10 protein-coding genes are annotated in these 11,636 nt (G+C 59.8%); 7 read left to right on the top strand and 3 right to left on the bottom strand.

Going from position 1 to position 11,636, the window contains the following annotated elements; all coding sequences use genetic code 11:
* Positions 1 to 54: 54 nt before the first annotated feature.
* Together PD282_RS20285 and PD282_RS20280 are read left to right on the top strand one after the other, a co-directional pair.
* The gene (locus PD282_RS20285) at positions 55 to 1,917 is read left to right on the top strand and encodes a cache domain-containing sensor histidine kinase (protein WP_274652632.1); all 1,863 of its coding nucleotides are present in this window, start codon (positions 55 to 57) and stop codon (positions 1,915 to 1,917) included.
* Positions 1,918 to 3,531, top strand: coding sequence for a response regulator (locus tag PD282_RS20280; protein ID WP_274652630.1), 1,614 nt, complete (start codon positions 1,918 to 1,920; stop codon positions 3,529 to 3,531). It abuts the gene before it with no gap.
* 149 nt (positions 3,532 to 3,680) lie between these two features.
* Here the strand turns inward: PD282_RS20280 and PD282_RS20275 are convergent, their stop codons facing one another.
* Positions 3,681 to 3,965, bottom strand: a complete 285-nt coding sequence (locus PD282_RS20275) for a hypothetical protein (RefSeq protein ID WP_274652628.1) — start codon at positions 3,963 to 3,965, stop codon at positions 3,681 to 3,683.
* Positions 3,966 to 4,013: 48 nt separating this feature from the next.
* On the bottom strand, positions 4,014 to 4,310 hold the full coding sequence (locus tag PD282_RS20270; RefSeq protein WP_274652626.1) for a DUF3055 domain-containing protein: 297 nt from the start codon (positions 4,308 to 4,310) through the stop codon (positions 4,014 to 4,016).
* A gap of 252 nt (positions 4,311 to 4,562) precedes the next feature.
* Here PD282_RS20270 and PD282_RS20265 point away from each other — a divergent pair, with 252 nt between their 5' ends.
* Positions 4,563 to 5,762, top strand: coding sequence for an MFS transporter (locus PD282_RS20265; protein WP_274652624.1), 1,200 nt, complete (start codon positions 4,563 to 4,565; stop codon positions 5,760 to 5,762).
* Between the two features lie 184 nt (positions 5,763 to 5,946).
* Positions 5,947 to 6,939: an HRDC domain-containing protein gene (locus PD282_RS20260; RefSeq protein WP_274652622.1), complete on the top strand. Its 993-nt coding sequence runs from the start codon at positions 5,947 to 5,949 to the stop codon at positions 6,937 to 6,939.
* 11 nt (positions 6,940 to 6,950) lie between these two features.
* On the opposite strand, the gene PD282_RS20255 is transcribed toward PD282_RS20260, so the two are convergent.
* Entirely contained in the window at positions 6,951 to 7,988 is a 1,038-nt protein-coding gene (locus PD282_RS20255) for a hypothetical protein (RefSeq protein WP_274652620.1), read from the bottom strand.
* Positions 7,989 to 8,141: 153 nt separating this feature from the next.
* Between PD282_RS20255 and PD282_RS20250 the strand changes: the two genes are divergently transcribed.
* From PD282_RS20250 to PD282_RS20240, 3 genes are all read left to right on the top strand, one after another.
* On the top strand, positions 8,142 to 8,603 hold the full coding sequence (locus PD282_RS20250) for a chemotaxis protein CheX (protein ID WP_274652618.1): 462 nt from the start codon (positions 8,142 to 8,144) through the stop codon (positions 8,601 to 8,603).
* A 119-nt stretch (positions 8,604 to 8,722) separates the two neighbouring features.
* Positions 8,723 to 9,493, top strand: a complete 771-nt coding sequence (locus PD282_RS20245; RefSeq protein ID WP_274652616.1) for an SDR family NAD(P)-dependent oxidoreductase — start codon at positions 8,723 to 8,725, stop codon at positions 9,491 to 9,493.
* 102 nt (positions 9,494 to 9,595) lie between these two features.
* Positions 9,596 to 11,185, top strand: coding sequence for a DEAD/DEAH box helicase (locus tag PD282_RS20240; protein WP_274652614.1), 1,590 nt, complete (start codon positions 9,596 to 9,598; stop codon positions 11,183 to 11,185).
* Positions 11,186 to 11,636 lie beyond the last annotated feature (451 nt).

The following is an 11,636-nucleotide window of genomic DNA, read 5'->3' as shown; positions in this document are numbered from 1 at the left end:
CGCGTTTGGCCGGGCTTGTGATATACTCCACCTGTATGAAAGGGGTATGACAACTTGCGTCTGCAGCTGGAGAAACTGATTATCGGCTTTACGCGCCGATTGAACCTGAGAAGCAAAATTTTGACCCTATACGTCCTCATTTTGCTGCTTCCGACGCTCGCGCTCGGGAGCGGCGCCGTTTATATGATCATGCGGAGCTTCCACCACAGCTATCTGGTCGCGGCGGACGAATCGGTGCGGCAGACGGCGAAAATCGTGGATTTCAGCAAAATGAGCTACGAGCTGCTGGCCGTCCGGTCGGCGACCGACGGCGAGCTGATCGCCCGGCTCTCGCGGGACTATACGGATATGGCCGACATCGTCGATACGGTCAATTACGTAGACCGCACCTTTCTGATCACGAGCAAATATTTGCCCGGCATCGCGGACTTCCGGATCTATCATACGAACGAGACGCTCGTGCAGGACGGCCAGCTGCTGTGGCGCCCGGAGGCAAGAATGGTATCCGGCATGGACGAGCGCGCCTGGTACAAGGAAGTATCGGAGGACCCGCATTCGCTCCGCTGGAGCACCGTGCCCGGCAACCCGAACCAGATCATTCTGACGCGCAAAATAATCGACAATTCCGGCACACTGCTCGGCGTTGTCTACATCCTGCTGAATTACGACGCCGTATTCGGGGAGCTGTTCGATCATCCGTTCGACAACGGCGGCAGCCTGTACATCGTCGACGACAACGGGCGCGTTCTCGCCGCGACGGAGCGGGAGCGGATCGGCAGCCGGATTAAGGCCGACTGGCCGGACGAAGACGCGAGTCAGGAGCCGCAGGCGGCAACGGCGGACGGCGGCAAGGAGCAGGGGACGGACACGGCGCAGGCGGGAAGCGGCGCGAGCGGCGGAACACCGGTGCTGGACCTTACCGGCACAAAGGAGCTGCTAATCGCAAAGCCGCTGTCCTCCGGCTGGCACGTCGTCGCGCTGATCCACATGAAATATATGGACGATCAGAACCGCGCGATTTTGCTGCTTATCGTCGGCGTGACGGCCTTTTTCCTGCTGCTGTCGATCTCGCTCATGATGACGATCGTCAAAAATATCGTGTACCGCATCCGCAAGCTGGGTACCCGCATGAGCGACGTGTCCCGCGGGGATTTCGAGGTGACGGTGCGCAATTGGGAGCAGGACGAGCTGGGCGAGCTCGAAAAGCTGTTCAACTCGATGTCGGAGCGGCTCGGCCGGCTGGTGGAGGATATCACGCAGGCGGGGCTCGTCGAGCGGGAGCAGGCGTTCAAGGCGCTGCAGGCGCAGATTAATCCCCATTTTATTTACAATTCGCTCGGGCTTCTCCGCTGGCGCGCGCTGAGTGCGCAGGACGAGGAGCAGATCCGGATTATCGACGCGCTCACGACCTTTTACCGGCTGACGTTGAACAACCGGATCAGCGCGATCCGCATCCGCGACGAGCTCGAGCACGTCAAAGCGTATTTGGACATCTGCGAGTTCCGTTATCCCGGACGCGTGCGCGTGGAGTGGGATATCGATGAGGCGGCGCTCGATTATTATACGATTAAGACGATTTTGCAGCCCATCGTGGAGAACTGTTACGTTCACGGCGCTATTTTTCGCAAGCCGGACGCCGTGATCCGGATATCGGTTCGAAAGGCGGGGGACGAAATCGGGATGTCGGTTTTCGATAACGGGAAAGGCATTCCCGCGGACAGGCTGAAGGAGCTTGATCAGGGAACCTATATCGGTAAAGGCAACGGCTTCGGCACGGCCAACATCAAGGAAAGGCTGGCGCTGTATTTTGGCGGCGATGCGTCTTTCCTGGTCGAGAGCGTCAGCGGACAATGGACGCGGGTTACCGTCAAATTCCCCGCCAGCTTCGCCGAGCCGGCGTTAAGGAGGGAACCGTAAGTGCCGCTTAAGGTATTGATCGTCGACGACGAGCCGTCCAACCTGGCCGGGCTCGTCCGCAATATCGACTGGAATAAGCTCGGCTTCGACGTCCCGGCTGCATGCGAATCGGGGGAAGAGGCGCTGGTGCTGCTGCGGCAAACGGCGTTCGACGTGCTGATCTCGGACGTCGCGATGCCCGGCATGAACGGCATCGAGCTCGTAGCGGAGGCGAAGAAACTCCATCCCCATCTGCAGGTGCTGATGATCAGCGGCTACAACGAATTCGAGTTCGTCCAGGATGCGATTCATGTCGGCGCCCAAGCATACGTCCTGAAGCCGCTGAAGCCGGAGGAAGTGACGAGCCGGCTGACGGCGTTCCGGGACGCGCTGGAGCGGATGCGCAGCGTTGTCGAGCAGACGAGGGAGCTGGAGGAGAAAGTATCGGGAAGCCTGAAGCTGATCAAGGAGCGGTTCGTGCTCGACCTGATTGCGGAGGAAGCGCAGTCGGAGGAGACGCTCGCCTCCTGGAACCGTCTGATGGAGGTGCCGCGGATCGGACAAGGCTTTCATCTCTTAGTTATCGGCTTGGACCGTTATCAGACGTCCGGCAGGGAAGCGCAAGCGCGCATGCGCCTCGGAAGCGGGTTTAAGAAAACGGTGGAGATCGGCTTCTCCGATGTCGAATCGGTCTTTCTGGCTCAGTCCGCGCCGGACGAATTCATCGCCATGCTGGCGAATCCGACGCCGGAGGAGAGGGTGCTCGCGGAGAAACGGATGCAGTTCGTGCAGGAAATGATGCAGGAGCAGCACGGCGCGACAGTGACGATCGGCTGCAGCCGGACGGGAAGCCGCTGGGACGAGGCTCCGCTGCTTTACCGGGAAACCAAATTCATGATGGCCAAGGCGCGCCTGGTCGCGGAAGGCCAGATTGTCCGGTACGACGGCCACATATCCGGCGAGTTCAACGATTACCGGCTGCGCGAGGAATGGATGCCGAAGCTCGTGCAGCTGATGGAAGCGGGCGATGCGGAGAAGGCCGGCGGCTATTTGAACCGGATGCTGGACGTCCTGCTGACGCGGGAGACGGTCTCCTTTTCCTATGCGCAGGCGTTTGGGATGAATTTCCTGAGCGAGCTGTTCCGCCATATGAAGCCGGGGGAAGAGCCAGGCGGCGAGACGAGCATCCTGATGTGGCGGCGGATGCTGGATTGCGGCAGCGCGGGGCAAATCGCCGGGCTGCTGACGGAATACGTCGAGCGCTGCATGCAAAACGCGGGGAAGGAGCGCGCGGGCCAGCAGCATCACCTGATCCGCAACGTCTCCGCCTTCATCGCGGAGCGGCTGAAGGAGAATTGGACGGTCAAGCAGCTGGCGGAGCAGTTTAACCTGAACGCCAGCTACCTGAGCGTGCTGTTCAAGCGCGAAACGGGGAAGACGATCTCCGAGTTCGTCCAAGCGACGCGGATCGAGCGGGCCAAGGCGCTGCTGCAGGACCCGGGCATCAAGGTGTACGAGGTCGCCGATGAGGTCGGCATTCAGACGTCGGCGTATTTCACGTACCTCTTCAAGAAGCTGGTCGGCTGCACGCCGCAGGAATACCGGGACTATCATTATTCGGCGGAGGGTGAATGAGTGCGGCGGAGCAGGCGGCGGCCCAGGTTACCCGGCTCGACTCTGCAAAGTGCATCGTCTAAGCGAACGCGGACCGTTTCGAATGTCCGGCCTGATAAAAGAACGAAAGCCTCCGAGTTCCCTGCGTACGGGAATCCGGAGGCTTTCGTTCAAGACTGGTCAAGGTCCTTGCCGTCAAGCACGGCATTGCCCTGGCCGCTGTCGCCCGGGTAGCCGCGTTCCATATCGGCGTGCAGCTCCCGGTTCTCGTAATCGAACCGGTTCGGCGGCCGCTGGTCGATCCGCCACGGCGAGCTTTTGCCGAGCGATTCCGTCAGCAGGTCGGAGCCGTACGGGCCTTCCGGAAATTCTTCGGCCGTCAGGTCGTTCCGCTGCGATTCAACGGTTTTCAAATCCGTGTAAAGACGGCGTTTTTCGCCCTTGAATCCGTCCATGTCCGCCCTCCTGCAACGTAATTGCTTTCCGTTACAGTGTGTCCCGGGTCAATCGGTAAAATTCACCGTACCTACCACAAGGCTCAGAAACTGGTTCAAATCCGCCGCTTCTTCCTCCGTCAGCTTGAACACATGCTCGAGGTATCCTTCCTCGTCCAGGTCGTCCTGACCGATAATGGCGGTGATGCCCTGCTGCAGGTCGGTGACGAGCTTTTTGCCGTAAAACCGGTTCGTCGTCATTACGGCCAGATCGAACCGTTTGTAGCTCGGCGAAATGAATGTCACGAACCGCGTCGTCGTTTCTTCGGTCGTATCGGACATAAAATCGTAATCGGGCAGATGCATGCCGGGAATTCCTCCTTGGGGATGCGCCCCGCCGCTGGCGGCCGGACGCTCCTGTCGTCCGCTTTATCATAGCATCCATCGGCTAGGGGGAGCAACATAGCGATAATCGCAATGTATCGGCCTCTTATGGCGCTATGCGGACAAATACCGGAATCGGTAAATCGCTCCTTTTCTGATACACTAGTAGACGACGGTTAAGAACGGTTTCAGGGACTCCGCGAGGAGTCTTCTTTTTTCGAGGAGGATGCGTGCATGGAACGTTGGAAGCGTAATTTGTGGCTGCTCTGGTTCGGCTCATTCGTCACGGCGGCGAGTTTCTCGATGGTCATTCCTTTTCTCCCTTTGTTTCTCATTCAGATCGGCGAGACGCAGCATGTCGAGATGTGGTCGGGGCTGCTGTTCAGCAGCGCTTTCTTCGCCGGGGCGATTGCATCCCCGTTCTGGGGGGCGGTCGGCGACCGTTACGGGCGCAAGCCGATGATCGTCCGCGCCGGCTTCGCGCTCTTTGTTATTTATATACTGACCTCGCTCGTTACGAACGCTTACGAGATTCTTGCGCTCCGCCTGCTTCAAGGGCTGCTCAGCGGATTCATTCCCGGCGCGATCGCGCTGGTCGGCACGAATACGCCCGAGCATAAGGTCGGCTACGCGCTGTCGGTCATGTCGACGGCAACGGCGACCGGCAGCATTATGGGCCCGCTGCTCGGCGGCATCATCGCGCGGCTCGTCAGCACCCGGATCGCCTTCGCCAGCGCCGGCATCCTCGTCCTGCTGGCCACGCTGCTCGTGCTGTTCTGGGTGAAGGAAGAGAAATTCGTGCCGAGCAAAACGCGAAGCTCCGTCTTCCAGACGCTGAAAATCGCCTCGCGCAACCAGACGTTTTTCCTTGTACTCGTCTTGTCGCTGCTCACCCAGTTTTCCGTCATGACCATCGAACCGGTTCTGCCGCTCTATATCGTGCAGATAGGCGGGTCCGTCAAAGACGCCTCGCTGCTCGCAGGCATCGTGTTCTCGCTGGTGGGCATCGCCAGCATTATTTTTGCGCCGAGGTGGGGGAAGCTGGCGGACAAATACGGCTTCAACAAAATATTGGTCATCGGCCTGCTTGTCGGCGGTCTCGGCAATATCGCGCAAATTCCGTTTCACAACATATGGGGCTTCTCGATTATCCGGTTCATTTACGGCGCCTTTTTCTGCGCGGTGTTCCCGGCGCTCAACGGCATGGTCGTACGCTCGACGCCGAGCGATTTCCGCGGCCGTGCGTTCAGCCTGAACCAATCGGCGGGGCAGATCGGCGGGATGCTCGGACCGCTCGTCGGCGGAGCGATCAGCGGAGTCTTCTCCATCCACAGCGTCTTCTGGGTGACCGGCCTCCTGCTGCTGGCCACGACGGGGCTCGCCTACTGGTCGGGACGGGAAACGCTGCAGACGGCCGCCGTCAAGCGCGTTTGATGATTCAGGCGTTCGCTATTGCCTTTCGCTCGCGCCCTGTGCTATGATGATAGCAATCAAAAACGTTGAACGTGAGGAAGCACCTCTTTCGAGCCGCAGGCCGGCCGGAAGAGGTGTTTTTTTGTGTCCATTCGGCGGCAGACGTTCATCGTCGTTTGATATTTATTGCGGAGGTGCACAGCGGATGCAGATCGTATTTTTGAACACGTTTGAGAAAACCGGAGAAGACGGGCGCACGGCTTCGGCGCAGCTGTCGATTTGCGAGCAGAACGGCGTCTGGTCGGTCATCTGGACGGAGGAAGAGGGCGGGAAGGACGAATCCGTCTGGTTTGAAGGCGGCTCGTGGGAAGAGATGATCACCTCGTTCCGGCACGGCGTCGCCGTCAGGATGGGGGAAGGCTACCGGCCGCTTGTCGACGGCATGCTCGACGACCGCCGACGGAATACCGGCGCCGGCAGCCTGTATACGATGCTGCAGTGCTACGGGGAGCTGCACGGTAATGCGGAGCTGTTCGAGACGCTGCGGGACTGGCGGCGCGGACGGGCAATCGCGGACAAGAAATCCGCCTATCTGGTCGCCACCAACCGGCTGCTGTGGATGATCAGCGCCTTCGTGCCGTACGAGCTGGAGGAGCTGCGGCAAATTCCCGGCTGGGGCGAGGCGAAGCTGGCCGTTTACGGCGAAGAGGTGCTGGCCATCACGCGGACGGTCGAGCGAGCGACGTCGTTTCCGCTGCAGTGGGTTGCGGAGCGGCTGGACCCCGGCGCGTATTCGCAGTGGCTGTTCAAACAGAAAGAAAACAAATACAAAACGCAAATGGACCGGCAGCACGTGAAACGGATCCTGCTGAGCGCCATTTCGGAAGGGAAAACGCTCGATGACATGCAGGCGGAGCTGGAGCTTCCGCGCCGCGAGCTGATGGAGCGGATAGAAAGGCTGGAGACGGAAGGCTACGACGTCGAGCCGCTGATCGAACGGGAGCTGAAGCAAATGCCCGAATCGGAGCAGCGGCTCGTTTGGGAAGCGCTGACAAGCGAGGGAGACCGGTACCTGAAGCCGGTGCTGTATAAGGTGTATGGGGAAGAGGCCGTCCAGGGAAAGCCGCTCGATCTGCTATATGATAAGCTGCGGCTTATCCGCCTTCGCTACCGCCGCTCGAAGCCGGAGGCGATGTAGGAGCTTAAACGTCAATCCAGCGCAGCGCCGGACGGCGGGTTAACCGCTACGCCGCCGTCCGGCCAAATCGGCTCGGCATAGCGGATGCCCGCGCCGCTGCTGCAGGGAAGACCGGTTTCGTAGGAGCGGTCGTCGATGAGCGAGGCGGCCGTTTCGCGAAGCTGAACCGTCGCCAGCAGCTTTTCGTCCCCGGTCGGATCGAACGATGCCTGCTCAAGCGCCCGCAGCCATTCCAATACGGCGCGCATGACCGCTTGACCCTCCTCCATGGCGGCCTCCCACAAATCCCACACGCTTTCCTGGTGACGGTCCTTCCCGTTCGCCGGGTCCAGCCAGCTTTTGCGTTGTTCGTTCATAATATCGAGCGGCGGGATGTCCCGGCGATACACGAACGGTTCGATCTGCCGGAAGGTCAGAAACCGGCGTATGCCCGAAGGGTCGAAGAAAAGCCGCTGCGCACGGACCATATCCTTCATCGCCATTCTCCAATGCTCCCTTTCGATATACGGCGCATAGGCGGGATAGTGGACGGCGACGATTTGCTCGAACGCATCCACGATCCCATCCGGCACGGCTCCCGCCGCGTCGATCTCGCGCCAAATTTCCGTCTTCCACGTTTCAATCCCGGCCAGCTTGCGGGCGATAATCGTATCCATCATGATTTCCAGCCGCTGATGATCCCACTTGCGAAAGCCGGCTTTGCTGAAAATATAAGGATGCAGCTTGCGGTCCAGCAGATGATGAAGCACGAAACCGAGCGTGTACAATACTGCCGGATCGGGAGCCTGGGCGGCTGCCGGCCGGCCGGCTGCGGCATCCAGCAAATCCATAAGCACGGGTCCGCACTGCTTGCTGTGCATCTCGCCGCCGAGCAGGGTCATCGTCTTGTTCTTTTGCCAGGGCAGAAATCGATGGTAAAAGAGGAAGTCGGGACCCTGGCAGCCTAAAAAAAACAGCTTGCGGTCCTCCGAAGCTGCGATCATCGTTTGCTCGCCGATGGACTCCAGTACTTTTTGCCCATAGATGATATGCGCCCATACGTTCGGCATGCCGTTCCTCCCTAGGACTGTAGTTCGACAAAAACAAGCTTTTTTCAACAAATACGTGGAAAGAAATAGTATACTTGTCCTAGCTATTCCTGTATAATGGGCTTACAAAGTTCTGTCACTCGATACTTATGTAAAAAGGGGCGCTGCGTTGCGATGAAGGCCGAATATATTAATCCCTTCCTGGAATCTGCCAGAATCGTTATCGAGCAAGTGGTTCAAATCCGGCCGGCTACCGGACAGCTCAGTGTGAAGGACGTCAAGTTTATCGAAAATTACGTATGGATTCAAATCGGCTTGAACGGCCAGATGAATGGCGATATCGTCTTCGGCCTCAGCGAAGACGTCGCGCTCAAAATGATCTCTGCGATGATGGGCGGATACGCCATTTCCGAGCTCGACGAGATGGGCAAGAGCGCAATCTCCGAGCTGGGCAACATGATCAGCGGCAACGCGAGTACGATGCTTTACAATCAAGGCGTCAAGGTGGACATCACTCCGCCGAAAGTAATGCATTCCGCGCAATCGGCCGGCTTCGCGATGCAGAAAGCGCTCGCGATACCGCTAATTATGGAGGGAATTGGCGAATTGGACATTCAAGTATTAATTGCATCGTAACACGTTTACAGCTCCTGCGGGAGCTTTTTTTCATTTTCAAGGGGACGACTGGGCCGGTTGGTCTTTGCTTCCGGAGGGCCGATTGAAGTAAACTGTGGGTACGGGAGTTGAGCGAAACGATGAAAGGGAAAATCGTCCTGATAACCGGGGCTTCCAGCGGGATCGGAGCGGAAACGGCGAAGCTGCTTGCCGAGCGGGGAGCGGTGCCCGTCTTGACGGGCCGAGACGAGCGGAGACTGGAGAGCTCGGCAAACGCAATCGGCGGCCCGTGCCGCCGCTACCGGCTCGATGTGACCGACGACGGCGACGTCGATCGGGTCGTGCGTCTGGCGTTCGACGAATTCGGCCGGATCGACGTGCTGGTGAACAATGCCGGCTTCGGTGTGTTCGAGCGCTTCGAGGATGCGCCGCTCCTGCATTTTTCGGAAATGATGGACACGAATTATATGGGCATCGTCCGCTGCGCGAAGGCGGTGCTCCCGCTCATGAGGCAGCAGGGCGACGGCCATATTGTGAACGTCATTTCGCTGGCGGGCAAAATCGCCACGCCGAAGTCGGCCGGCTATGCCGCCTCGAAGCATGCGGCGCTGGGGCTTACGAATGCGATGCGGATGGAGCTTGCGCCTTACGGCATAGCCGTCTCTGCCGTTAACCCCGGACCGGTCGACACGCCTTTTTTCGACAAGGCGGATCCCGGAGGCGCGTACAAGACGAGCATCGGCCGGTATATGCTGCCGCAGCGCCGTGTCGCCGAAACGATCGCGCGCGTCATTGAGCGGCGGACGCCGGAGGCCGATCTGCCGCTAGCCTTGTCGCTCGGTATCCGGCTGTACGGCTTGATGCCGAGACTAGCGGACCGGGTGGCGGGACGAATGTTCAGCCGCAAATAGCTTCCTGCCGAACAATGGGAACGAACGGAGCTTGATCCGCCGTGCGGCGCGTCTGAAACGCTCGCCGGCTATATTGAAGATGCGAAATGAGGACGAAACAACATGACTTGGGAATCACTGGGAATAGACGCGCGGCTCGCCGCGGCGCTGCGGGAGCATCGGATCGAGACGCCGACGCCCGTGCAGGCGGAGGCGATTCCGGCGCTGCTCGGCGGACGGGATATAAGCGCGAAATCGCAGACGGGCAGCGGCAAGACGCTGGCCTATCTGCTGCCGGCGCTGCAGCGAATCGATTCGGACAGCTCCCGGCTGCAGGCGATGGTGCTCGCGCCGACGCAGGAGCTGGCGATGCAAATCTTCCGCGTGGCGGAAATATACTGCCCGCCGCTCGGATTGCGCGCGCAGCCGCTGATCGGCGGCGCTTCGATGCAGCGCCAGGTCGAGAAGCTGCGGCAGCATCCGCACATCGTGATCGGGACGCCGGGACGTATCCACGAGCTGGCGGCGGCCGGCAAGCTGAGGCTGCATCATATCCGCGTTCTCGTCATCGACGAAGCGGATCAAGTGTTCAGTCTCGGCTCCGGCCGGGAAGTGGAGACGCTGCTCAAAGGAATGGTACGCGACCGTCAGGTCGCTTTCTTCTCGGCTACGCGCCCGCAGACGATGGCGGACGTGGAGCGGAAGTGGATGACAAATCCGGAGCGGATCGACGTGACGGCAGAGCCGGGCGCCGGCTCGAACGTGGAGCATTTTTATCTCGTGTGCGACAAGCGCGACAAAGTGGATACCGCCCGAAGGCTGATGCGGCTGATGAATCCGGCGTCGGCGCTCGCCTTTATTAACGATACCGACGAGATTGCGAATTACGAAGCGAAATTCGGCTACGAAGGCTTCGCCGTCGAGACGCTGTACGGCGATGCGGACAAGCAGCGGCGCGCCGCAACGCTGACCCGCTTCAGGGACGGCCGCTGCCGGCTGCTGCTGGCAACGGACGTAGCTGCACGCGGCCTTGATATCGAGAACCTGCCGCTCGTGCTTCACTTGGACCCGGCCCTCGATGCGGACATTTATGTGCACCGTTCGGGCCGGACGGGCCGCATGGGCAGGCCGGGCACAGTCGTGTCGATCGTGACGCCGCAGCAGCTGTTTATTATGGATAAATTCGCAAGGCAGCTCGGCATCCCGATTATACAGAAGGCCATGTACCGCGGGCGCCTATGGAACCCGGACGAGCTGCAAACCGGCCGCGGCGGACGGCACATCAGTCTGGCGAAAACGAAGGAATCGCCGTCCGGCATGGACGGCCGCACAGATCAAGCGGGAGTGCGAGGGCCGGAATCGGGTTCGAGCCACCGCAGTACCCGGATTGATGAAACGTCAAAACCCGGCTATAACAGCGATAACAACGGGACGAGACCCGGTGCAGGCAAGAAGAGAGCGCGCCGGATGCCTGCCTCTAGCCCAAGTGTCGCAGCGGGCGGCGAGCCGTCAGTGGGCCCGCAGCCGAGCGCTGGCGCCGGCGGCCGGCATGACGGTCAGAGCACCGGCAGAACGGAGCGGCGCGCAAGCGGCAAGCCTGCCGCATCCAAGCCCGAAGCCCGGAAAACGACAAAGAAACGCGAGCGCGACAACAAGGACAAAGGCGCGCCGAAATGGCTCAAGGCAAAGCGCGAGGAGCAGCGGAAGCCGTAAATAGGCAGGGCCGGAAGTTCACCTTTTTCGCCCGCTTCGGCGGATTTGCGAAAAAGGTGAACTCGCGCTTGGCCCGATTTGAACGGCTATTCCGGCATTCGGGTACCGCCTTTGCGGCATCGGCCAAACGGCCTTCCGGCAGCCGGCGAAAAAGGGTAACTTTTCGAAAAATGACGGTTGAAGCCGGGGCGAATATACGGTTATGTTCATTTCAAGGAAAAGATGACGTTTTGATTCTTCGCCGATTTACAGGGAAGAAACCGGCTTCGCCGCCGAGGACGGCGCGAGCCGCTCCTTCCGGTTTGAAATGAAGACGGCTTTGAAAGCGCTTTTGGCATGCGGACAGTGCGGTTGCAGACAGGTCATTATGGAAGCCGGCGAAGCGGTATAATCGTCGGCTTCCTTGTTCTTAAGGGGGCGATGCGATTCACGTTGAAAGACGGCAACCGGA

It is taken from the genome of Paenibacillus humicola (assembly GCF_028826105.1).
In the GTDB taxonomy this organism is placed as follows: Bacteria; Bacillota; Bacilli; order Paenibacillales; family Paenibacillaceae; genus Paenibacillus_Z; species Paenibacillus_Z humicola.
The sequence above is the reverse complement of the archived record's forward strand: the minus strand, read 5'-3'. Positions and strand labels throughout refer to the sequence as shown.

What these genes read in the sequence shown, in the direction of transcription:
- PD282_RS20270 (WP_274652626.1), bottom strand. Translation starts at nt 4,310, where the DNA reads ATGCATCTGCCCGATTACGATTTTATGTCCGATACGACCGAAGAAACG.
- PD282_RS20240 (WP_274652614.1), top strand. Translation starts at nt 9,596, where the DNA reads ATGACTTGGGAATCACTGGGAATAGACGCGCGGCTCGCCGCGGCGCTG.
- PD282_RS20245 (WP_274652616.1), top strand. Translation starts at nt 8,723, where the DNA reads ATGAAAGGGAAAATCGTCCTGATAACCGGGGCTTCCAGCGGGATCGGA.
- PD282_RS20265 (WP_274652624.1), top strand. Translation starts at nt 4,563, where the DNA reads ATGGAACGTTGGAAGCGTAATTTGTGGCTGCTCTGGTTCGGCTCATTC.
- PD282_RS20255 (WP_274652620.1), bottom strand. Translation starts at nt 7,988, where the DNA reads ATGCCGAACGTATGGGCGCATATCATCTATGGGCAAAAAGTACTGGAG.
- PD282_RS20275 (WP_274652628.1), bottom strand. Translation starts at nt 3,965, where the DNA reads ATGGACGGATTCAAGGGCGAAAAACGCCGTCTTTACACGGATTTGAAA.
- PD282_RS20260 (WP_274652622.1), top strand. Translation starts at nt 5,947, where the DNA reads ATGCAGATCGTATTTTTGAACACGTTTGAGAAAACCGGAGAAGACGGG.
- PD282_RS20250 (WP_274652618.1), top strand. Translation starts at nt 8,142, where the DNA reads ATGAAGGCCGAATATATTAATCCCTTCCTGGAATCTGCCAGAATCGTT.